General features: G+C 60.6%; 22 protein-coding genes. 18 read left to right on the forward strand and 4 right to left on the reverse strand.

The window, feature by feature from the left end:
* The first annotated feature begins 136 nt into the window (after nt 1-136).
* The 4 genes from ACZ5WQ_RS07080 to ACZ5WQ_RS07095 all read left to right on the forward strand — a co-directional run bounded on the left by ACZ5WQ_RS07080 (nt 137) and on the right by ACZ5WQ_RS07095 (nt 2,266).
* Complete coding sequence (locus ACZ5WQ_RS07080; RefSeq protein ID WP_228247394.1) at nt 137-547, forward strand: BON domain-containing protein; 411 nt, start codon at nt 137-139, stop codon at nt 545-547.
* Between the two features lie 148 nt (nt 548-695).
* A complete protein-coding gene (locus ACZ5WQ_RS07085; RefSeq protein WP_088273828.1) occupies nt 696-866 on the forward strand; it encodes a DUF1328 domain-containing protein in 171 nt (56 codons plus the stop codon).
* A 2-nt stretch (nt 867-868) separates the two neighbouring features.
* A complete protein-coding gene (locus ACZ5WQ_RS07090; protein ID WP_464383454.1) occupies nt 869-1,327 on the forward strand; it encodes a GNAT family N-acetyltransferase in 459 nt (152 codons plus the stop codon).
* Between the two features lie 213 nt (nt 1,328-1,540).
* Complete coding sequence (locus tag ACZ5WQ_RS07095; RefSeq protein WP_464383455.1) at nt 1,541-2,266, forward strand: TorF family putative porin; 726 nt, start codon at nt 1,541-1,543, stop codon at nt 2,264-2,266.
* Between the two features lie 181 nt (nt 2,267-2,447).
* Here ACZ5WQ_RS07095 and dcd read toward each other — a convergent pair whose 3' ends face one another.
* From dcd to ACZ5WQ_RS07110, 3 genes are all read right to left on the reverse strand, one after another.
* Complete coding sequence (dcd, locus tag ACZ5WQ_RS07100; RefSeq protein ID WP_088273825.1) at nt 2,448-3,014, reverse strand: dCTP deaminase; 567 nt, start codon at nt 3,012-3,014, stop codon at nt 2,448-2,450.
* A 78-nt stretch (nt 3,015-3,092) separates the two neighbouring features.
* Nucleotides 3,093-4,184, reverse strand: coding sequence for an iron-sulfur cluster carrier protein ApbC (gene apbC, locus ACZ5WQ_RS07105; protein ID WP_228247391.1), 1,092 nt, complete (start codon nt 4,182-4,184; stop codon nt 3,093-3,095).
* A gap of 135 nt (nt 4,185-4,319) precedes the next feature.
* Nucleotides 4,320-5,471 carry a TRAP transporter substrate-binding protein gene (locus ACZ5WQ_RS07110; protein WP_285676224.1) on the reverse strand — a complete coding sequence of 384 codons (1,152 nt, stop codon included), beginning with the start codon at nt 5,469-5,471 and terminating at the stop codon, nt 4,320-4,322.
* Between the two features lie 237 nt (nt 5,472-5,708).
* Between ACZ5WQ_RS07110 and ACZ5WQ_RS07115 the strand changes: the two genes are divergently transcribed.
* The 3 genes from ACZ5WQ_RS07115 to ACZ5WQ_RS07125 all read left to right on the forward strand — a co-directional run bounded on the left by ACZ5WQ_RS07115 (nt 5,709) and on the right by ACZ5WQ_RS07125 (nt 9,481).
* Entirely contained in the window at nt 5,709-6,302 is a 594-nt protein-coding gene (locus ACZ5WQ_RS07115; RefSeq protein WP_464383456.1) for a TRAP transporter small permease, read from the forward strand.
* 21 nt (nt 6,303-6,323) lie between these two features.
* On the forward strand, nt 6,324-7,604 hold the full coding sequence (locus tag ACZ5WQ_RS07120) for a TRAP transporter large permease (protein WP_228247388.1): 1,281 nt from the start codon (nt 6,324-6,326) through the stop codon (nt 7,602-7,604).
* Nucleotides 7,605-7,774: 170 nt separating this feature from the next.
* Nucleotides 7,775-9,481 carry a methyl-accepting chemotaxis protein gene (locus ACZ5WQ_RS07125; RefSeq protein ID WP_269687112.1) on the forward strand — a complete coding sequence of 569 codons (1,707 nt, stop codon included), beginning with the start codon at nt 7,775-7,777 and terminating at the stop codon, nt 9,479-9,481.
* Nucleotides 9,482-9,539: 58 nt separating this feature from the next.
* Here the strand turns inward: ACZ5WQ_RS07125 and ACZ5WQ_RS07130 are convergent, their stop codons facing one another.
* On the reverse strand, nt 9,540-10,172 hold the full coding sequence (locus ACZ5WQ_RS07130; protein WP_464383457.1) for an alpha/beta family hydrolase: 633 nt from the start codon (nt 10,170-10,172) through the stop codon (nt 9,540-9,542).
* A 344-nt stretch (nt 10,173-10,516) separates the two neighbouring features.
* On the opposite strand from ACZ5WQ_RS07130, the gene ccoN reads away from it, so the two are divergent.
* The 11 genes from ccoN to ACZ5WQ_RS07185 all read left to right on the forward strand — a co-directional run bounded on the left by ccoN (nt 10,517) and on the right by ACZ5WQ_RS07185 (nt 20,570).
* A complete protein-coding gene (gene ccoN / locus ACZ5WQ_RS07135) occupies nt 10,517-11,944 on the forward strand; it encodes a cytochrome-c oxidase, cbb3-type subunit I (RefSeq protein ID WP_285676228.1) in 1,428 nt (475 codons plus the stop codon).
* 12 nt (nt 11,945-11,956) lie between these two features.
* Nucleotides 11,957-12,565, forward strand: coding sequence for a cytochrome-c oxidase, cbb3-type subunit II (gene ccoO / locus ACZ5WQ_RS07140; RefSeq protein ID WP_464383458.1), 609 nt, complete (start codon nt 11,957-11,959; stop codon nt 12,563-12,565).
* A gap of 6 nt (nt 12,566-12,571) precedes the next feature.
* Nucleotides 12,572-12,763, forward strand: coding sequence for a cbb3-type cytochrome oxidase subunit 3 (locus ACZ5WQ_RS07145; protein WP_088273817.1), 192 nt, complete (start codon nt 12,572-12,574; stop codon nt 12,761-12,763).
* The gene (ccoP, locus tag ACZ5WQ_RS07150; RefSeq protein ID WP_285676231.1) at nt 12,760-13,650 is read left to right on the forward strand and encodes a cytochrome-c oxidase, cbb3-type subunit III; all 891 of its coding nucleotides are present in this window, start codon (nt 12,760-12,762) and stop codon (nt 13,648-13,650) included. The genes ACZ5WQ_RS07145 and ccoP overlap by 4 nt, the downstream gene beginning before the upstream one ends.
* A gap of 204 nt (nt 13,651-13,854) precedes the next feature.
* Entirely contained in the window at nt 13,855-15,264 is a 1,410-nt protein-coding gene (ccoG, locus tag ACZ5WQ_RS07155; RefSeq protein WP_464383459.1) for a cytochrome c oxidase accessory protein CcoG, read from the forward strand.
* A gap of 17 nt (nt 15,265-15,281) precedes the next feature.
* The gene (locus ACZ5WQ_RS07160) at nt 15,282-15,800 is read left to right on the forward strand and encodes a FixH family protein (RefSeq protein ID WP_464383460.1); all 519 of its coding nucleotides are present in this window, start codon (nt 15,282-15,284) and stop codon (nt 15,798-15,800) included.
* A gap of 3 nt (nt 15,801-15,803) precedes the next feature.
* A complete protein-coding gene (locus ACZ5WQ_RS07165; RefSeq protein WP_464383461.1) occupies nt 15,804-18,257 on the forward strand; it encodes a heavy metal translocating P-type ATPase in 2,454 nt (817 codons plus the stop codon).
* On the forward strand, nt 18,254-18,463 hold the full coding sequence (gene ccoS / locus ACZ5WQ_RS07170; RefSeq protein WP_228247378.1) for a cbb3-type cytochrome oxidase assembly protein CcoS: 210 nt from the start codon (nt 18,254-18,256) through the stop codon (nt 18,461-18,463). The genes ACZ5WQ_RS07165 and ccoS overlap by 4 nt, the downstream gene beginning before the upstream one ends.
* A complete protein-coding gene (locus ACZ5WQ_RS07175) occupies nt 18,460-19,188 on the forward strand; it encodes a sulfite exporter TauE/SafE family protein (protein WP_228247377.1) in 729 nt (242 codons plus the stop codon). Before ccoS ends, ACZ5WQ_RS07175 begins: the two co-directional genes overlap by 4 nt.
* An 85-nt stretch (nt 19,189-19,273) precedes the next feature.
* Nucleotides 19,274-20,005 (forward strand): fumarate/nitrate reduction transcriptional regulator Fnr, encoded by a 732-nt coding sequence (gene fnr, locus ACZ5WQ_RS07180; RefSeq protein WP_285676234.1) that lies wholly within the window; start codon nt 19,274-19,276, stop codon nt 20,003-20,005.
* A gap of 16 nt (nt 20,006-20,021) precedes the next feature.
* Nucleotides 20,022-20,570: an adenine phosphoribosyltransferase gene (locus ACZ5WQ_RS07185; RefSeq protein ID WP_228247376.1), complete on the forward strand. Its 549-nt coding sequence runs from the start codon at nt 20,022-20,024 to the stop codon at nt 20,568-20,570.
* The last annotated feature ends 35 nt before the right edge of the window (nt 20,571-20,605 follow it).

The following is a 20,605-nucleotide window of genomic DNA, read 5'->3' on the forward strand; positions in this document are numbered from 1 at the left end:
TAATTTATAACTTACTGATTTACATAGCATTAAATAAAAACCCGGGAGCGGCACAGTGCTTGCTCTATCACCTTTGCGTGTTCGGCTTCTCGCCACAAGCGAAGCTCGACAACACCCATAACCGGAGATAGATGACATGCACAGCGCCCTACCCACCGCCTTGCTTGCCCTGTCCACCGGCCTGCTTTCAAGCATGGCCTGCGGCGCATCAACGCCAAGCAGCAGCTACTTCATGGAGCAAAATCCCGCCGTGATAGTTCAATCAGTCGACGACGCCAGCATCGCAAAGGCTTTGCGCGCGCGACTGGCATGGCAGGGTAACACGCAAGGCATCCGCATTGCCGTCAGCTGCCGCAATGGCGTTGTGAGCCTGCGCGGAACCGTACTGACCACCAGCGACTATCGCGTTGCGGTCGCCACGGCGCGGCATACGCCGGGCGTTCAGCAGGTCGATACCCGCAGCCTGCAGATCGGCACTACCCGCCCGGTCAGCAATACAGAACCCGCCCCGGGCGGATTTTCCACAGCCGGCAAGCTGAGCCTCTAATCTCAGCTGCCGACCGAAAAGGGACTTCACCGTGAGCACAGATCCCAAAGCGACAATTCGTTTTCATATAATGGAAACGACTCAGGCAGGCGCGCTGGACGCCAGACCGTTTAACACTCTCTGTACCGCAGTACCAAGGAGATCCCCCATGTTCAACTGGGCCATCGCCTTCAGCATCATCGCGCTATCATCAGCCGTGTTCGCCTTTGGTGGCTTTGACGATCAATACGCCAGCGCCGCAAGGCTGCTGACACCCGTGTTTCTTGCCCTGGCCGGGGGGTGCGCCCTGCTGGGCCGCAGTCGAGGACGCAACGAGTAGACATGCCTGACCCATCTGCCGCATCCGCGCCATCAGCAGCTACCGCATTCATGCGCCTGAGCGACGAACAGCGGCCGCTGGCCAACAAGTTCTACCGCCAATACCACAGCGGCATGAAAGCCCGCGGTCACCATCAAGTCTGGGTGGCACGCACTCACGAGCTTCAAGCCTGTCTCTGCCTGCAGACGGTCGATCAGTGCTGGTGGCTGACCGGATTGCTGGTTGCCCCTGCACAGCGCAGTCAGGGCTTGGCGAGCAGCCTGTTAGAACATGTACGCCAGCAGCATCGCGGTGACATCTGGCTGTTCTGCGCTCCCAACCTGGTGCCGTTCTACCGCGCCAATGGCTATGAGCCCGGCGACGACGCTCCCATCTCACTGCGCGACAAACTGCTGCGCTATCAACGCAATAAAGCCCTGCTGGCCATGGTCAACCGCACGCAGGCGACGCTCCCACGCTAGCGCTTGCACCTGCTGCCACACAATGCAACACGACGACCATTTTCCCGCACCAATTACGGGCACGGGCTCTGTGACGTTCGGGTTACGGCTGTGCAATTTTCCTTCAAAACATACGTATATATCTGATTTAAATATAAAAAAAATTGTTGGCAAGCAAAATGCTATAGGACCTGTGCCAACGCACTTAAATCAAAACCTACGGGGTAATACGTGATGATGAAGAAACTTGCAGTTGCCGTTGCTACCGCCAGCACACTGTCTTTTGCCAACATGGCTCACGCTGAAGAGTTCGATACGTTTGTTGGAAAAATTGATACCAGCATGACCGCCACACTGGCCAGCGACTACATCTGGCGCGGTCAATCCCAAACTGCAGGCGAAGCCGCTATCCAAGGCAGTCTGGATGTTGCGCATGAAAGCGGTCTCTATGCAGGTATTTGGGCGTCCAACGTTGACGGCGACACTGCTTTTCCGGGCAACACCTCTGGCGCGAGCATCGAAGTCGACTACTACGTAGGTTACGGGTATGGCTTTTCCGATGACGTCTCGGTTGATCTGCAACTGGCCAAGTACACCTACCCGAAAGCAAGCGTATGGAACGGCTATGAAGTGATCCCCAGCATCACCGCTTACGGCTTCACCCTAGGATATAAGTATGGCGTGGAGACCGGCGTACACCCGACCTACACATTCGTAGGGTACGAGTACTCCCTGCCTTATGACATCGGGCTGTTCGCGAGCTACGGTCTGACCGACTCAAAAGCCGGTGGTAATGATTACGAAGACTGGAGCGTAGGCGTAGGCAAGACCATGCTCGGCCTGGATTTCTCCCTGACCTACACTGACACCGACATTGCAGCACAAGACTGCATTGATACGTACGGCAAAGACGACTACTGCGACGGCAACCTCACCGTTGCAGTCTCCAAGAGCTTCTAACGGCTCCTGAAAACGGGCGCCCTGCTCCGAGGGTTCCCGTCAGCTAAAGCGGCATCTTGCGCCGGTCTCGCAACCTGTACCACGGCAGGCTTGCAGACCGGCTTCTTTTTGCCTGTCAGCTTACGACTGAAACTCGGGCATAAAAAAACCGGCACGCAGCCGGTTTTTCATTACTCAGGCATCACGCCCGCGGCAGGGTCACGCCGCGCTGGCCCTGATACTTGCCGCCGCGGTCGCGGTAGGACACTTCGCAGGGCTCGTCCGATTCAAAGAACAGCATCTGCGCCACGCCTTCGTTAGCGTAAATCTTCGCCGGCAGGTTGGTGGTGTTGGAGAACTCGAGGGTCACGTGGCCTTCCCATTCCGGTTCAAGCGGGGTCACGTTGACGATAATGCCGCAGCGCGCATAAGTACTCTTGCCCAGACAGATGGTCAGTACATTGCGCGGAATACGGAAGTACTCAACGGTACGCGCCAGCGCGAAGGAGTTTGGCGGAATAATGCACACGTCGCTCTGGATATCGACGAAGCTCTTCTCGTCAAAGTTCTTCGGATCAACTACCGCCGAGTGGATGTTGGTGAACACCTTGAACTCGTCAGCGCAGCGCACGTCGTAGCCGTAACTCGACACACCATAGGAAATCACCCGATCCCCTTCCGCACCGCGAATCTGGCGTTCGACAAAGGGCTCGATCATCCCGTGTTCCTGGGACTGGGTACGGATCCAACGGTCGGATTTGATGCTCATGGCGTGTCCTGAAATAGGCGGTGCGAAAAAAAGACTCTGCATGTTACCGGGTTATACCCGTCGACAAAAGTCCGGAGATCAGTCGTCGCTGATACTGATTTCCGGCATTTGTGCGGCATTCGCCAATTCAACGATACGCGCTGCCGCATGGCGCGCCATGTCCTGATAAACCATGCTGATCTGGCATTCCGGCTCGGCAATTACGGTCGGCTTGCCGCCGTCGGCCTGCTCGCGAATCATCATCGACAGTGGCATCGAGCCCAATAGTTCGACGCCATAGTCCGCCGCCAGACGTTCACCACCGCCCTCACCAAACAGATGCTCGGCGTGACCGCAGTTGGAGCAGATGTGAATGGCCATGTTCTCGACCACCCCCAGCACCGGGATATTGACCTTCTCGAACATGCCAATGCCCTTGCGCGCATCCAGCAGCGCCAGGTCCTGCGGCGTGGTGACGATCACCGCACCGGTCACCGGCACCTTCTGCGCCAGAGTCAGCTGAATGTCACCAGTGCCCGGCGGCATGTCGACCACCAGATAGTCCAGCTCATCCCAGGCCGTCTGGGTCAGCAGCTGCATCAGCGCGCCCGAGACCATCGGCCCGCGCCAGACCACCGGCGTATTGTCATCAACCAGAAACGCCATCGACATGACCTGCAGGCCATGCGCGCGTGGCGGGACAAACCACTTGCCATCACTGACCTGCGGACGCGTGCCTTCCGGCAGACCCAGCATCAGCCCCATGCTCGGGCCATAGATGTCGGCATCCAGCACACCGACTTTGGCCCCTTCACGGGCCAGCGCCAGCGCCAGGTTGGCTGCGGTCGTGGATTTGCCAACCCCGCCCTTGCCCGAGGCAACGGCAATAATGTTCTTCACCTTCTCCAGTGCCGGCACCTGCCCCTGCACGTTACCGGCCTGAATCTCGCAACGCACGCTGACCTTTGCCGCAGTCACGCCGTCAACATTCTCGACCGCCATCTGCATCATCTGGGCGATACCACCGACCAAACTACCTGCGGCATAGCCCAGCACCAGTTCGGCCTCGACGCGCCCGCCGTCGATATCCAGCCTGCGCAAACAGCCGGCACTGAGCAGGTCGGTACGAAGGTAAGGATCCTGATATTGAGCAAGGGCCTGCTCAACGGCGGCACGATCAAGCGTAGTCATGGCGATATCCCGTAAGGACTGGCGGAAACAGGCCGCTATGCTACTGGCTCATCTGCGATGATGAAAGAGCGCAGGACAAACGCAAGACGGCCCGCCCGGCTTGCGCCGGACGGGCCGTCAGCGTTACAGGGCGAATCAGGCAGCGTCTTTCAACGGCTCCTGCGCCGTTTCGGACTCGGTCTGGGCAGACTCGTCTGCCGGCTCGGCCGAAGAGGCCGCCTCAACCTGCTCGATCAGGGTGTTCATCAGACGGGTGCCGCGCTCACCCACCATCTCGGCAAACACATCACGCACAGGCAGGCTGCGCTCACGGAACACCTCGCGCTCCTCCGGCGTCAGGTACACCAGCTCGATGTCGCTGTTTTCAGTGATGATATCCAGGCGCTCGGTATTGAGGCGAGTCTGCACGTCGTGGATCCACGGCACCAGCTCGACTACGGCATCATCAATGATTGCCTTGCGCTCGTCGGTGAGGCCGTCATACCAGTCGCTGTTGGCCATAAAGGTAGCGATGAACTGCGCCTGATTGGCGAAGATCAGATAGTCCTGAACCTTGTAGAAGTCCATCTCCTGATGGGCGAATACGGGCTGGATATTGCCGTCCAGCTGGCCCAGCTGCATGCCGCTGAACAGCTCGCCGTATTCCATGGTGGTGGGATCGGCGCCGTAGGCGCTGTAGGTTTCGCGCAGCAGACGATTGTCCATGGTGCGAATCGCCATGCCGTCGAAGTCAGCCGGTGAGCGGATCGCCTTGTTGGCACTCCAGACCTGCCAGCCCTCGGGCACGATAGCCAGCGGCTGCAGACCACGGTCGCGGTAGGAGGCAACCAGATCGTCGTTCTTGCGAAACTCGGGGGCGTTGAGAATTTCCGTATTGGTCTTTTCGTCGTCGGTCAGCACGAAGTTCAGGCTGAACAGCTGCGACTCGGGAACCGTGCCGCCGAGAAAGCCGGAACCGAAGGCAAACTGGATCGCGCCGGACTGCACCTGATCATAGATATCCGTGAGACCACCCAGCTGGCCATAGGGGTAGAGTTTGACCTCCACAGCGCCGTCGGTCTTTTCCTTGATCAGCTCGGCAAACCTGGCACCGTATTCGTACTGCACGCTGCCTTCAATCTCTTCAAGGGCGAAACCCCAGGTTTCGGTTTCCACGGCATCGGCCTCGGCCACAGCGCTCTGCTCAGGCGTCTCTGAGCCATTACCACTGGCAACAGGTTCTTCTTCGGATCCGCAGGCAGCCAGCATTACCGCAGCCGCAAGAAGGCAACCATTACGCAAATTCATGGAACACTCCTTTTCAATTGTTCTGGTTTCCTGCCAAACCCTAACACAGCATTCGCGCATGTTCACGTCGTGCAAAGACGATTGATATGGGTTAAGGTCAAAAAAGGAGTACAAATTCACCATCTGAGCTGAATGTGACTACTACGTCCATCTGCAGACAGAAGTCGGCGCCTAACTCCCCGAGTTAGCCTTTTCGGTCACGATACGACCGTTAGCGCCGCGAAAAGGAACAAACCGATGTCCCGACCTGCCGACAGCTCGGCAAACCGTCGCCCCGCTTCACCGGTGCTGCGCCTGCTTGAAGGCGTGGACCGCCTCACCGAATGGCTGGAAAAGAGCGTCCTCGGTGCCAGCGTGCTGTTCCTGGCTGCCCTGCTGATCATTCACGTATTGGGCCGACAGCTGTTCGGCAACGGCGTCACCGGCCAGGTCGAACTGACCCAGATGAGCCTCGTCATCATGACCTTTGCCGGCCTCGGTTACGCTGTCCGCCGGGCCCGTCATATCAGCATGTCAGCCTTTTTTGATCAGCTCAGCGGCCGGCCGCGCAAGGTCCTGCTGATCATCATCAGCCTGGGAACCGGCGCGCTGATGTTCTATCTGGCCTGGTATGCCGGCGAGTACGTTGCCACCATGGCCGAGCGCGGACGCACGTCTTCGGCGTTGCAAATCCCGCTATGGATACCCTACCTGGCGGCACCGATCGGCCTGTTTCTGGCCGGTATTCAGTTCTGGCTGACCGCCGTGCGCAACCTCACCTCACGCGACACCTACCGGTCCTTCAGCGAGAAGGACGAGTATCTCGCTGCCCCCGACGAAAGCACTCCCTGATTGCCCTGACACGGACCACCGATGCTGACTCTGACCCTCATAACCATGATCGTACTGCTGGCCCTGGGCTTCCCGATGATGGTGCCACTGCTGGTAGCGGCGCTGATGCTGCTGTTTCTGGTCATCGGGCTGGGCAACGTCGAACTGCTGATGGGGCAGATGATCAGCGGTGTGCAGTCCTGGGCCCTCGCTGCCGTTCCGCTGTTCATCTTTGCAGCGGACCTGATGACACGCGGACATACCGCCAACCGCTTGCTGGATCTGGTGCAAAGCTTTGTCGGCCACCTTCGCGGCGGCCTGCCGATCACCACGGCAGCCAGTTGCACGCTGTTTGGCGCGGTCTCCGGTTCGACCCAGGCTACCGTTGTCGCCATGGGCGGGCCGATGCGGCCCAAGCTGCTTGAGAAAGGCTACCCGGACTCCTTTGCGCTGGCGCTGATCATCAACGCCAGCGACATTGCCCTGCTGATCCCGCCGAGTATCGGCATGATCATCTACGGCGTTATTTCCGGCTCTTCGATCGGCGATCTGTTTATCGCCGGCATCATTCCGGGCCTGCTGATTCTGCTGCTGTTTTCCATCTACTGCTGGATCGCCTCGATTCGCATGGGTATCACGCCGGAGCCACGCAGCAACTGGGCCACCCGACTGACCGCATTGAAAAAGGCGTTACTGCCGCTGGGCTTTCCGCTGGTGGTGGTCGGCGGCATCTACGGCGGCATCTTCAGTCCGACAGAGGCCGCGGCCATTGCGGTGCTGTATGCCCTGGTGCTGGAGGTCGTGGTGTTGCGTGCGGTCAAGCTCAGCGAGCTCTGGGACGTCGCGCTTTCAACCGGGCTGATTACTGCAGTGGTGTTCATTCTCGTCGCAGCCGGCAACGCCTTTACCTACGCCATTTCCTTCGCCGGCATTCCCCAGGCGATTCTGGAACCCGTTATCAGCAGCATCGGTCACAGCCCTACCCTGGTGCTGGGTCTGATCGCTGTTTCCTTCTTTATAGGATGCATGTTCGTCGACCCGATCGTCGTCATCCTGATTCTGACCCCGCTGTTCAAACCCGCCGTGGAGGCCGCCGGTCTTGACCCCGTTCATGTGGGCGTGATCGTGACACTCCAGGCCGCCATCGGCTCGGCCACACCGCCCTTCGGCTGCGATATCTTCACCGCGATGGCGATCTTCCGGCGCCCCTACTTCGATGTCATACGTGGCACCCCGCCGTTCATCCTGATCCTGCTGCTGGCAACCGTACTGCTTGTGCTGTTTCCGCAACTCTCGCTCTGGCTACCCTCACTGGCTACCTAGACGGCAACGCAAATATGCCTCCAACTATGGCGTTTTTGCCCTATCGAAAATGAGAAGTAATGCCGATATGCTGGCGTGAGGAACCCCGAAGCATGCCGCAAACGCCCGATCCAGAGGCGCAACGCGATGCTATAACGATAATAAGAAAGCCAGGCAGCCCCGGAGGCCGCATGATTTCCCAACAACAAAGCAACGCCCTTGCCGACAATCCAGCCAGCCCATCCAGTAAGGAACGCCTGACGCTCAGCGGCCTGCTGGCCTGCGAAGCCTTCCTGTTCGCAGCGGTCATTTCAAGCGCCTCCGGCGCGCTGTTCTGGGCGGCGCTGGCCATGATCCCGCCGACGCTAGCCTTCACCTGGATGAGCCGCACCGGAGCACGCCAGGGACGCGGGCTGGGCGCCCTGTTCAAACGCATCAACAGCAAGCAGATTGACCTGCGCGTCAACGCAGCCGATCTTGAGCAGGACGAGGCAAGTCAGGCGTTCGTCAGCCTCAACGAGCGTCTGCGCGGCATCATCATGGAGCTGCAGCTCAACAGCCTGGGCACAGCGCTGGCATCGGCCAACAGCCGCCTGCTGTCAGAGCAGGCGGCGCGGGACGCCAAGGTGCAACAGCAGCTGTCCGAACTGATCTTTCAGGCCAGCGAACAGACCACCAGTGCCCTGCACGACATTTCCAGCCGCGCCACCGGCGTTACCGAAGTCAATTCCCGCAATCTCGACATTGCCCGCCAGTCGCGACTGCAGATGAACGACGCGCGTAGCCAGATGCAACAGATCAGCAGCGCCATGACCGGCTTCAAGGACAACGTCAACGCACTGAACAACAGCTCGACCCGCATTCGCGAGATTCTCACCACGGTTCAGGACTTCTCTGCTCAAACCAACATGCTGGCCCTCAACGCGGCCATCGAGGCAGCGCGCGCCGGCGAGCAGGGGCGCGGGTTTGCCGTGGTCGCCGATGAGGTGCGCAACCTGTCTGCCAAGGTCGGTAACGCTGCCGACCAAATCAGTCAGCTGATGGAGCAGATGACCTCCGCGATGGCTGGCGCCGATCACCAGACCCAGAACATGCTCGAGCAAACCGAGTCAACCGGCATGGCAGTCAGCACCGCAGCAGATCAGTTCGACGCGATGGTTGACGACTTCCAGCGCGCCAATGACGACCTGCTCATGGTCAGCAGCGCGCTGGAACAGCTGACTGCCAGCAATGCCGAGACCCTCAAGCATGGCAGCGAAATTCGTGATCTGAGCCTGACTATCAGTCAGCACATGGAGTCCAGCTTCCGTCAGGCTGACTCGCTGCGCGACAACACCAACCTGGCGCTGCGCGCCCTTGCCGGGTTCCGCCTTGGTGAAGGCCATATGGAGGCAGTGACCGAACTGCTGATGGCCCGTCGTCGCGAAATCGAATCCCGGCTGGACGAAATCGCGGATCGGGGCGTGGACCTGTTCGAGCAAAATTACACAGCCATTCCCAACACCAACCCGCCGAAGCATGATGTGCGCTGGGCAGACGCCTTTATCGAGCGCATTCGTCCCCTGCTGGATGAGTGGGATCAGGGCGGCAAGGATGGCATCGTGTACATGGCGGCGGTGAACGAAAAGGGCTACCTGCCGACCAGTCGCAGCGCGTCCTCACAGCCGCCAACCGGGGACCCGCGCATCGATGCAGCCCGCAGCAATTACAAACGCTTTGCGGTCGCCAGCGAGAGCGACCTGCGCGTGATGAGCAGCTGCACCTACCTGAACATGGGCACCTTCGTACTACCCGGCACCAGCACAGTGATCTTCGTACTGTATGTACCACTGTTCGTCAAAGGCCGCCGCTGGGGCACCATGTCTGCCGCGGTGATGCCGGCAGCACTCGGCGTCTGAACCGGGTCGGGCGCAGGGCGCGGGTCAGGCCAGCCCGCAACCTGCCGCCCGGCTCGCCTCACTGACCCGTCATGAACGCGGCCGCCGCATCGGCCGCCTGCTCGATCAGATCCTGCTGCGCCAGACCGCTCGCCTTGAGCGGTCTGAAGTCATGCTCGCCACCGTCCAGCCAATGCAGACCCAGCGCTGGGTCCAGGTCATACCCCGCAACCTCGTCGGGCTTGCCAAACGGATCGCGGGTCCCCTGTATGACAAGCCCGGGGCAGCAAAGTGCAGCGAGATGCTCCGTGCGCATACGCTCCGGCTTGCCCGATGGATGGAACGGATAACCGAAGCAGACAAACCCCGCCGCCCCGACCTCAGCCGCGAACATGCTGGCGACTCGCCCCCCCATCGACTTGCCACCCACGAAGAATGGCCCTTGCAGCTGCGCAGCCTGAAGCCGAAACGCCTGCTCCAGCACACTCATCGGGTTGGGCGGGCGCTTGCCGCCGGTACGCCGGCGCTCCGCCATGTAGGGGAACTCGAACCGCAGCACCCGAACCCCGCGGGCCGCCAGCGCAGCGGCCAGCAGATTCATGAACGGGCTGTCCATGGGCGCGCCTGCGCCATGAGCGAGCATCAACTGCGCGATCGGTGATGTTGATGGGTCATTAACCAGAAAACCTGAAGCCGTCATCTCTTCCTTCATTTATTTACCTGTCTGAACGGTTGCACCGAAAGCGTGCGACACCATGTCACACACCTGCGAGCGCTGCCGGCTTCACATCTGAAACCAGCATGACTAGTCTCAAGTAGACGGCGCTGCGCCGGACGCACGACAGGACGACGCAGCACGTTGGACAGCTGTTCCGACCCCATCCGAGGCCGGTCGAAAATACTCGGCACGGTACACGGACGTCGATCGGGAGGCCAGTCCAGAGGCCCTGCAAGGCGCCGTAGCACTGACCTATGTCATTGCAATGAGCGCGGGCTTTCCTCATACTTGCCAGCGCTTTAATACCCATAAACCAACTGCTATCCGTGGAATCTCGCATGAGCACAGCTACCACTCCGACAGCCTATAACTATAAGGTGGTACGCCAGTTCGCCGTCATGACGGTGGTCTGGGGTATCGTGGGCATGGCCATGGGCGTCTTCATTGCGTCCCAACTGGTCTGGCCCGAACTGAATTTTGGCTTGCCGTGGACTACCTTCGGACGCCTGCGTCCGTTGCACACTAACGCGGTCATCTTCGCCTTTGGCGGATGTGCCCTGTTTGCCACCTCCTACTACGTGGTACAACGTACCTCGCAGGCCCGCCTGGTCTCTGACGGCCTGGCAGCCTTCACGTTCTGGGGCTGGCAGGCAGTCATCGTGCTCGCCGCCATCACCCTGCCGATGGGCCTGACCTCCACCAAGGAATACGCTGAGCTGGAGTGGCCGATCGACATCCTGATTGCTGTCGTCTGGGTCAGCTATGCTCTGGTGTTCTTCGGCACCATCATGAAGCGCAAGATGAAGCATATCTATGTGGGCAACTGGTTCTTCGGTGGTTTCATCCTCACCGTTGCCGTCCTGCACATCGTCAACAGTATGGCGGTTCCGGTCAGCCTGACCAAATCGTACTCCATGTACTCCGGTGCAACGGACGCGATGATCCAGTGGTGGTACGGCCACAACGCGGTTGGTTTCTTCCTGACTGCCGGCTTCCTGGGCATGATGTACTACTTCGTTCCGAAGCAGGCCGAGCGTCCGATCTACTCGTACCGCCTGTCCATCGTGCACTTCTGGGCGCTGATCTCCATCTACATCTGGGCCGGTCCGCACCACCTGCACTACACCGCGCTGCCTGACTGGGCTCAGTCGCTGGGTATGGTCATGTCCCTGATTCTGCTGGCTCCCTCCTGGGGCGGCATGATCAACGGCATGATGACCCTGTCCGGTGCATGGCACAAACTGCGCACCGACCCGATCCTGCGCTTCCTGGTTGTGGCTCTGGCGTTCTACGGCATGTCCACCTTCGAAGGCCCGATGATGGCGATCAAGACCGTCAACGCGCTGTCCCACTACACCGACTGGACCATTGGTCACGTACACGCCGGTGCTCTGGGCTGGGTTGCCATGATCTCCATCGGTTCGCTGTATCACCTGATTCCGAAGGTATTCGGCCGTGAAGCCATGTACAGCACCGCGCTGATCAACACGCACTTCTGGCTGGCGACCATCGGCACCGTGCTGTACATCGTCTCCATGTGGGTCAACGGCATCACCCAGGGCCTGATGTGGCGCGCAGTGAACGTCGACGGCACACCGACCTACTCCTTCGTTGAAGCACTGGAAGCAAGCCACTACGGCTTCATCGTCCGCATGATCGGCGGTGCCTTCTTCCTGATCGGCATGCTGCTGATGGCTTACAACGTATGGCGTACCGTGCGCCACAGCAAAGCGGCCAACCTCGAAGCCGCCGCACAGACTGCCTGAGGGACGCGTTAAATGAAACTGCATGAAACAGTAGAAAAAAACCTTGGCCTGATGGTCGTCCTGATTGTCATCGCCATCAGCTTCGGCGGTCTGGTTCAGATCGTCCCGCTGTTCTTCCAGCCGGAAACCACCGAGCCGGTAGAGGGCCTGCGTCCGTACACCGCGGTTGAGCTGGAAGGCCGTGACATCTACATCCGCGAAGGCTGCGTAGGCTGTCACTCGCAGATGATCCGTCCTTTCCGTGCCGAAACCGAACGTTACGGCCATTACTCGGTCGCCGGTGAAAGCGTCTGGGAGCATCCCTTCCTGTGGGGCTCCAAGCGCACCGGTCCGGACCTGGCCCGTGTCGGCGGTCGTTACTCCGATGACTGGCACCGCGCTCACCTGATCAGACCTCAGGACGTAGTGCCGGAATCCAAGATGCCGCCCTTCCCGTGGCTTCAGGACGCTGTACTTGATGGCAAGTACACCGCCAAGAAGATGGAAGTGCTGCGTGGCTTGGGTGTTCCCTATACCGACGAAGACATCGCCGGTGCCAAGGAAGCCGTTCAGGGCGTATCCGAAATGGATGCTCTGATCGCCTACCTGCAGCACCTCGGCACCGTCCTGTCGGTTCGGTAAGCCACCATGGATAACAGCACTCTCCAGGGTCTCGGTACCGTCTTCGCCATGGCGGCCTTCATCGGCGTCGTGATCTGGGCCTACAGCTCACACAAGAAGAAGGACTTCGACGAAGCCGCTCAGCTGCCGTTTGCCGACGAAGACGAGCACGAGACCTCGGACGAGCAGCACAAAGATGCTAGGAGTAACAAGCAATGACTAATTTCTGGAGCGGGTACATTGTCATTCTGACCCTGACCTGCCTTGGCCTGATCCTCTGGCTCTTGCTGGCCGCCCGCAAAACCCAGCGCCCTGGTCCGACCAACGAGACCATGGGTCACAGCTTTGATGGTATTGAGGAATACGACAACCCCCTGCCCCGCTGGTGGTTTGTCCTGTTCATTCTGACCATGGTGTTTTCTGCCGTTTACCTGTTCCTGTTCCCGGGCCTGGGCAAGTGGCAGGGCTACCTGAACTGGACCCAGGTCGGCCAGTACGAGGCGGAAGTGGCGCGCGCTGAAGAGCGTTTCGCCCCCATCTTCGCCAAGTACACTGCCATGCCTGTTGAGGAAGTTGCCAAGGTGCCGGAAGCGGTTGCCATCGGCCAGCGTCTGTTTGCCACCAACTGCTCGGTTTGCCACGGCTCTGACGCCCGCGGCGCATTCGGCTTCCCGAACCTGACCGACAACGACTGGCTGTACGGCGGTGACCCGGAAACCATCAAGACCACCCTGCGTGCGGGCCGCCAGGCTGCAATGCCGGCGTGGCTGGCCGTTATTGGTGAAGACGGTGTTCGCAACGTCTCCGGTTATGTTCGCAGCCTGTCTGGCCTGGAAACCGAAGGCGTCGATCTGGCCGCAGGCAAGACCACCTACACCAACACCTGTGCGGTCTGTCACGGGGGCGACGGCAAGGGCAACCTGCAACTGGGTGCGCCGAACCTGACCGACGACATATGGCTCTACGGCTCCAGCTTCCTGCAGGTGCAGCAGACCATTCGTTACGGTCGTAACGGCCACATGCCCAGCCAGGCCCACCTGGGCGAGGACAAGATCCATATGCTTGCCTCCTACGTTTACAGCCTGTCCCACAAAGACGCGCAGTAGTCGCAGCCTGAGCTGACCAGAAACGGGGAGACAATGTCTCCCCGTTTTGCTTTATGACCCAGATCAACATACCCTGCGCGCGACTACCGGTCGCATTGTTCTGATAGCTCAAGCAGTCTATGTTCTGTACTGAAGGCAAAGTCTGTCCCTACGCGAGGCCAGTCTGCCGAACCATCCTACCTGCCTGATAGGGTTAGCCTGACCATGAGCAAGATCCCTCTCGAAGATGTAACTCCCAAGGTCGAAACCATTGACCTATACGCCAAGCGCGAAAAAATCCAGACCCGCTCCTACAAGGGGCTGTTCAAGAACATTCGTCTGATTGGTGTGGGTTTCCTGTTCCTCATGTACTTTGGCACGGTCTGGCTGCCATGGGGTGATCGTCAGGCCGTGCTTTGGGATCTGCCTGCTCGCCAGTTCCACATTTTTGGCGCCACGTTCCAGCCGGAAGATTTCTTCCTGCTCTCGTTTTTGCTGATTATCTGCGCCTTCGGCCTGTTCTTCATTACCGTGTTCGCCGGCCGCGTCTGGTGCGGGTACACCTGCCCGCAAACCGTCTGGACCTGGATTTTCATGTGGGCAGAGCGTGTTACCGAAGGTGAGCGTAATGCCCGCATCAAGCTCGACAAAGAGCCGATGAGCGCCAACAAGCTGATGCGCAAGGCCGCAAAACACGGTATCTGGCTGGCGGTATCACTGATCACCGCGATTACCTTTGTTGGCTATTTCACCCCTATCCGCGGCCTGTTTGCCGATATCTTCACCTTGCAGATTGCCGGCTGGGCGCTGTTCTGGGTGTTTTTCTTTACCGCCGCGACCTACCTCAACGCCGGCTGGATGCGCGAGCAGGTGTGTATCTACATGTGCCCCTATGCACGCTTTCAGAGCGTGATGTTCGATGCCGACACCCTGATCGTGTCCTACGATGCCAAGCGCGGCGAACCGCGTGGCTCGCGCAAGAAAGGCGTTGACCCGGCCGAAGTCGGCAAGGGTGACTGTATCGACTGCAACGTCTGCGTACAGGTCTGCCCGACCGGTATCGACATCCGCAACGGTCTGCAGTACGAGTGCATCGGCTGCGCGGCCTGCGTCGACGCCTGTGACGAGATCATGGACAAGATGGAATACCCGCGCGGACTGATTCGCTATACCACCGAGCACGCGCTGGAAGGCAAGAGCACCCATTGGCTGCGCCCTCGCCTGATCGGCTACGGTGCCGCCCTGGTGGCCATGATCTGCCTGTTCATCATCACCGTGGGCAACCTCAGCCAGGTATCGCTGGACATTGAGCGCGACCGCAATGTTCTGTATCGAGAAACCAGTGCCGGTGCTATCGAGAACGTGTACATTGTCAAAATTTTCAACAAGGCACAGACCGAGCGGAGCTATCGAGTGGAGGTTCAGGGGCATCCGGGCCTGCAGCTTGAGCTCCCGGACAACCGTCTGACCGTGGCACCCAGCCGCAAACTGGAACTGCCATTGAACGTGCAGATGGATCCGGTCGAGCTTGCCGGCGCGACCAACATCCCGATCACCTTCACCGTGACGGCAACCGATGATGACGATGTGCAGGCCGAAGCCGAAAGCCGGTTTATGGCCCCACAGGTTCGCTGACAGATACAGGATCAAGCATGACGCAGCACGACACCTCAGCCTCACCCTGGTACAAGCAGTTCTGGGCGTGGTTCATCATTGCCATTCTCGGCTTTGCCGTAGTGATCGGGATCGGGCTGCTGATGATTGCCGGGCTTAACCCCGACAGTCTGGTCCGCGACAACTATTACAGCGAAGGCAAGGCCATCAACCTGTACCTGGACCAGGACCGCAACGCCAGTGCCATTGGCGTTGCGGCCGAGTTCGGTATTGATGACGTGACCGGCGACATCAGTCTGCAGCTCAGCGGTGAGCTGCAGGCGCTGCCCGCGGGCCTCAAGCTTGACCTGATTTCACCGACACACGCCTCCCGTGACCGCACGGTGATGCTGCGCCAGATTCAGGGCAATACCTACACCGGCCAGCTCGAGAACCGTATCGAGGGGCGCCGCTATGTCGAACTCAGTGATCCGGCCAATGCAGGCGATGACGGCTGGCGCCTGACCGGCGAAGTGCACCTGGCCAGGGGCAAGCAATACCAGCTGACTGCAAAGTAAGGCATGTCCCACCCTACCCCCTGTTACCACTGCGGCGAGCCGGTTCCCTCCGGCGCGCCCTGGCATGTCACCATTCTTGGTGAGCAGCGCCCCATGTGCTGCCCCGGCTGTCAGGCTGTTGCGCAGGCTATCTGCAGCGCCGGCCTGGAGTCCTACTACCGCCACCGCACCGAAACCTCCACCAACCCCGAGGCCATGCCGCGCGCGCTCCAGGATGAGCTGGAACTGTATGACCGCGAGGACGTGCAGCAGCGCTTCGCCCAGCGTGATGGAGAAGAGCAGCAGGCCGTGCTGCTGGTGGAAGGCATCAGCTGCGCTGCCTGTGGCTGGCTGATTGAGCGCCACCTGCGCGCTCAGCCCGGCGTCACCGACGTCGCGCTGAACATGGGCAACCAGCGCCTTAGCCTGCGCTGGAAGGATAACCAAACCCGCCTCTCCGGCCTGCTCAAGAGCCTGCGCAAAATCGGCTACGCCGCTCACCCCTACGAGCCGGACAAGGCTTCAGAACAGATTGCCGCGGAAAACCGCCGTTACCTGCGTCGCCTTGGCCTGGCCGGGCTGCTGTTCATGCAGGTAATGATGGCGACTATGGCGCTGTCCGAGGAGTTCAATCAGGACGTCACCGAACGCATGGCCGACCTGCTGCGCTGGGCCAGCCTGCTGATGACGACGCCGGTAGTGTTCTACAGCTGCGCGCCCTTCTTTCAGGGCGCCTGGCGCGACCTGCGCAACCGCCGCCTGAGCATGGACGTTTCGGTCTCGCTGGCCATTGGCGGCGCCTACCTGGCCGGCATCTACGCCACCCTGATCGGCAGCGGCGAGGTGTATTTTGACTCGGCCACCATGTTTGCCCTGTTTCTGCTGGCCGGCCGCTATCTGGAGCGGCGCGCGCGCCAGCGCACGGTCGAAAGTACCGCAAAGCTGGTCAATCTGCTGCCGCCCAGCGCCTTGCGCGTCGAGGCCGATGGCAGCACACAACGGATCATGCTTGAAGAGCTGCGTTGCGGTGACGTGGTTGAGGTCAAGCCCGGCGAGAGCATCCCGGCTGACGGCACCATCATCAGCGGCCAGAGCAGTGTCGACGAATCGGCCCTGTCCGGTGAATACCTGCCGATTGCCAAGGCTGCCGGTGATCCGGTGACCGCCGGCACGCTGAATGTCGAAGGACCGCTGCGCCTGCGCATCGATGCACTGGGAGAGCAGACCCGATTGTCCGCCATCGTTCGCCTGCTCGAACGTGCCCAGTCCGACAAGCCGAGGCTCGGCCGTCTTGCCGACGACGTGGCCCAGTACTTCCTGCTCACCGTGCTGCTGGCCGCGGTTGTAGTCGGTGGCGCATGGTGGTGGGCTGCCGACCTGCACACCGCATTCTGGATCGTGCTGGCGATGCTGGTGGCGACATGTCCGTGCGCCCTGTCGCTGGCTACGCCTACTGCGCTGACTACCGCCACAGGCAGTCTGCACAAGCTCGGCCTGCTGATCACCCGCGGGCACGTGCTTGAAGGCCTGCCGCAGATTCAGACAGTCATCCTGGATAAGACCGGCACCCTGACCGAGGGGCGCATGACCCTTGAACAGATACTGCCCTTCCCCGGCGTCGACGCTGACCAGGCGTTGCGCTGGGCACAAATGCTGGAAAGCCATTCTGAACACCCGATTGCCCGCGCCTTTGGCCGCAGCAGCGAGCAGGCCGAGCACTGCAGCAATGAACCCGGCCACGGACTCGACGGGCGCTGCGAAGGCCGGCCGCTGCGCATCGGCAAACCGGCATTTGCGATGGCGCTGTCCGGTCAGCCGGAGCCCGAGCGTCCTGCCGGCGACGGCCAATGGCTGCTGCTTGCCGGAGCCGATGGCCCACTGTGCTGGTTCGCGCTCAATGATCGTCTGCGCAGCGACGCGCACGAGCTGATCGACGGGCTCAAGACCCGTGGATTGCAGATCGTGCTGCTGTCGGGTGACCACCAGCGGGTGGTCGACCGGGTCGCCCGGGAGCTGGGTATTGATGAGGCCATCGGCAACGCTGCCCCGGATGACAAGCTGGCCTTCGTGCAGGCCCGGCAGGCGGCCAGTGAAAAGGTGCTGATGCTTGGTGACGGCGTCAACGATGTGCCGGTGCTGGCCAGCGCCGACATTTCCATTGCCATGGGTAACGCCTCCGATCTGGCCAAGACCAACGCCGATGCGGTATTGCTCGGCAGCCATCTCAGCGCGCTGCTGCAGGCTATGACCATCGCGCGCAAGACCCGCGCGATCATGATCGAGAACCTGGGCTGGGCTACGCTGTATAATCTCGCGGTGCTGCCGCTGGCTGCGTTCGGTTTTGTAACGCCGGCCCTCGCCGCCCTTGGCATGTCCCTCAGCTCGCTGCTGGTGGTGCTCAATGCCCTGCGACTCACGCGCATCCGCCCGCCCGTCGCAGCGCAGCACCACAGTGCCCAACCGGAGCCCAGTGCATGACCGTTCTCTACATCCTCGTGCCGATCGCAATCGCCCTGGTGATTACCGCGATCTGGATCTTCAATTGGGCGGTCAATAACGGCCAGTACGATGACCTGGACAGCCCTGCCCACAGCATCCTGTTTGATGACGACGATCCAGCCCACCTCGCCGCCCAGAAGCGCGAAGGCGACGCCGAGCGCGACGACAGCGATCAAGACAAATGAGTGAGCTGCTTGTCGCCCAGCTACTGACTGCACTGGCTCTGGGGCTGCTCGGCGGTGGCCACTGCATCGGCATGTGTGGCGGTCTGATGGGGGCGCTCACCATGGCCATCCCGCCGGCGCAACGACGCGGCTGGCCGCTCTGGCGCCTGTTGCTGGCCTACAACGCCGGGCGCATCGCCAGCTATACCCTGGCCGGTGCCATCATTGGCAGCCTCGGCTGGGCCTTGCATGGTCTGGGCCTGGACCTGATCCTGCGGGGTGTCGCCGGCCTGCTGATGATCGCCATGGGGCTGTATCTGGCCAACTGGTGGTCGGGCCTGACCCGCATCGAAACCATCGGCCGCGGCCTGTGGCGGCAAATCGAACCCCACGCCAGACGTCTGCTGCCTGTGCAGCGCCCCGGCCAGGCCCTGCTGCTCGGCGGCCTGTGGGGCTGGCTTCCCTGCGGCCTGGTCTACAGCACCCTGATCTGGAGCAGCAGCCACGGTGATGCAGCCACCTCGGCACTGCTGATGCTTGCCTTTGGCCTTGGTACCCTGCCGACGTTACTCGCAACCGGCGCTGCTGCTGAACGCCTGACTGCCCTGCTCAGACGTCGCAGCCTGCGGATTGGCGCCGCCCTGATGGTGATCCTGTTCGGCGTCTGGACCCTGCCCGGGCCGCATCAGAAATGGCTGATAGAGCAGCTCAGCCTGCCCACTGCGGCGCAGCACGCCCACGGCTGAACACCTGTTGCAACAAACCCGGGCGTGGCAGCCTTGCCGCGCATGTTGTACGCTTTGTCCATCGACAAACAGAGCCACGACCGTCATGACCGATGCAATCAAACTAAAAGCGCTACCCGAAGCGCACTGCAAGGACTGCAGCCTCGCCGCCATGTGCCTGCCACTGGCGCTGCAGGATCAGGAACTGGACAGCCTGGACAGCATCGTCAAGCGTGGCCGACCGCTGCGCAAGGGTGAGGTGCTTTTCCGTCAGGGTGATTCATTTGATTCCCTGTATGCACTGCGCTCCGGCACCGTCAAGACCTTCACCGTTGATGATGCAGGTGTTGAACAGATTACCGGCTTCCATCTGGCTAGCGAGCTGATTGGGCTTTCCGGTATGGACGGTGAGCGCCAGCCGGTTACCGCCGTCGCCCTGGAAACCACGTCCGTGTGTGAAATCCCGTTCGAACGTCTGGATGATCTGACCGCCAGCATGCCAACCCTGCGCCGCCAGGTAATGCGCCTGATGAGTCGCGAAATCCGTGATGATCAGCAGATGATGATGCTGCTGTCGAAGAAGACTGCGGACGAACGCATTGCTACGCTGCTGATCAACCTGTCGGCGCGTTTCCGTGCCAGGGGATACTCGGCCCGCTCCTTCCGGCTGGCCATGTCGCGTAACGATATCGGCAACTATCTGGGTCTGGCGGTGGAAACCGTATCCCGCGTATTTACCCGCTTCCAGCAACAGGGACTGATCGCCGCCGAGGGCAAGGAAGTAGAGATTCTCAACCACGGCGAGCTGTGTGCGCTGGCTGGCGGCCAGCTCGACTGATTTTCAGGACCTATCGATGATCTTTGACGAATACGCGATCAAATCGCTGATCCGGCCGGTGCCCGGCTTTCCCAAGGAAGGCGTGACCTTCCGCGACATCACGCCCCTGTTTCAGTCGCCGAAGGGTCTGCGCATGGTGGCCGACAGCCTGATCCAGCGCTATATCGACAGCCCGGTAACCCACATCGGCGCCATCGACGCGCGCGGCTTTCTGATCGGCTCGATCCTGGCCTATGAACTCAATCGTCCTCTGGTGCTGCTGCGCAAGGCCGGCAAGCTGCCAGCCGATACTATCGGCGCCAGCTATGCCACCGAATACGGTGAAGCCACCATGCAGATGCACCGCGACGCCCTCGCCGGCGGTGAACAGGTACTGCTGCTGGATGATCTGATTGCCACCGGCGGCACCTTCCTGGCTGCGGCCAGCCTGGTTCGCCAATGCGGTGCCAGCGTCTACGAAGCCGCCGCCATTATTGATCTGCCGGATCTGGGTGGCTCGCAGATCATGCAGGACGCAGGTATCCCGACTTACACACTCTGCGCCTTTGCAGAAAACGAGCACTGACATCAAGGGCCCGCCCTGCGGGCCATTATCTCCTC

It is taken from the genome of Halopseudomonas sp. T1L2, assembly GCF_055397385.1.

What these genes read in the sequence shown, in the direction of transcription:
- ACZ5WQ_RS07080 (WP_228247394.1), top strand. Translation starts at nt 137, where the DNA reads ATGCACAGCGCCCTACCCACCGCCTTGCTTGCCCTGTCCACCGGCCTG.
- ACZ5WQ_RS07085 (WP_088273828.1), top strand. Translation starts at nt 696, where the DNA reads ATGTTCAACTGGGCCATCGCCTTCAGCATCATCGCGCTATCATCAGCC.
- ACZ5WQ_RS07090 (WP_464383454.1), top strand. Translation starts at nt 869, where the DNA reads ATGCCTGACCCATCTGCCGCATCCGCGCCATCAGCAGCTACCGCATTC.
- ACZ5WQ_RS07095 (WP_464383455.1), top strand. Translation starts at nt 1,541, where the DNA reads ATGATGAAGAAACTTGCAGTTGCCGTTGCTACCGCCAGCACACTGTCT.
- dcd (WP_088273825.1), bottom strand. Translation starts at nt 3,014, where the DNA reads ATGAGCATCAAATCCGACCGTTGGATCCGTACCCAGTCCCAGGAACAC.
- apbC (WP_228247391.1), bottom strand. Translation starts at nt 4,184, where the DNA reads ATGACTACGCTTGATCGTGCCGCCGTTGAGCAGGCCCTTGCTCAATAT.
- ACZ5WQ_RS07110 (WP_285676224.1), bottom strand. Translation starts at nt 5,471, where the DNA reads ATGAATTTGCGTAATGGTTGCCTTCTTGCGGCTGCGGTAATGCTGGCT.
- ACZ5WQ_RS07115 (WP_464383456.1), top strand. Translation starts at nt 5,709, where the DNA reads ATGTCCCGACCTGCCGACAGCTCGGCAAACCGTCGCCCCGCTTCACCG.
- ACZ5WQ_RS07120 (WP_228247388.1), top strand. Translation starts at nt 6,324, where the DNA reads ATGCTGACTCTGACCCTCATAACCATGATCGTACTGCTGGCCCTGGGC.
- ACZ5WQ_RS07125 (WP_269687112.1), top strand. Translation starts at nt 7,775, where the DNA reads ATGATTTCCCAACAACAAAGCAACGCCCTTGCCGACAATCCAGCCAGC.
- ACZ5WQ_RS07130 (WP_464383457.1), bottom strand. Translation starts at nt 10,172, where the DNA reads ATGAAGGAAGAGATGACGGCTTCAGGTTTTCTGGTTAATGACCCATCA.
- ccoN (WP_285676228.1), top strand. Translation starts at nt 10,517, where the DNA reads ATGAGCACAGCTACCACTCCGACAGCCTATAACTATAAGGTGGTACGC.
- ccoO (WP_464383458.1), top strand. Translation starts at nt 11,957, where the DNA reads ATGAAACTGCATGAAACAGTAGAAAAAAACCTTGGCCTGATGGTCGTC.
- ACZ5WQ_RS07145 (WP_088273817.1), top strand. Translation starts at nt 12,572, where the DNA reads ATGGATAACAGCACTCTCCAGGGTCTCGGTACCGTCTTCGCCATGGCG.
- ccoP (WP_285676231.1), top strand. Translation starts at nt 12,760, where the DNA reads ATGACTAATTTCTGGAGCGGGTACATTGTCATTCTGACCCTGACCTGC.
- ccoG (WP_464383459.1), top strand. Translation starts at nt 13,855, where the DNA reads ATGAGCAAGATCCCTCTCGAAGATGTAACTCCCAAGGTCGAAACCATT.
- ACZ5WQ_RS07160 (WP_464383460.1), top strand. Translation starts at nt 15,282, where the DNA reads ATGACGCAGCACGACACCTCAGCCTCACCCTGGTACAAGCAGTTCTGG.
- ACZ5WQ_RS07165 (WP_464383461.1), top strand. Translation starts at nt 15,804, where the DNA reads ATGTCCCACCCTACCCCCTGTTACCACTGCGGCGAGCCGGTTCCCTCC.
- ccoS (WP_228247378.1), top strand. Translation starts at nt 18,254, where the DNA reads ATGACCGTTCTCTACATCCTCGTGCCGATCGCAATCGCCCTGGTGATT.
- ACZ5WQ_RS07175 (WP_228247377.1), top strand. Translation starts at nt 18,460, where the DNA reads ATGAGTGAGCTGCTTGTCGCCCAGCTACTGACTGCACTGGCTCTGGGG.
- fnr (WP_285676234.1), top strand. Translation starts at nt 19,274, where the DNA reads ATGACCGATGCAATCAAACTAAAAGCGCTACCCGAAGCGCACTGCAAG.
- ACZ5WQ_RS07185 (WP_228247376.1), top strand. Translation starts at nt 20,022, where the DNA reads ATGATCTTTGACGAATACGCGATCAAATCGCTGATCCGGCCGGTGCCC.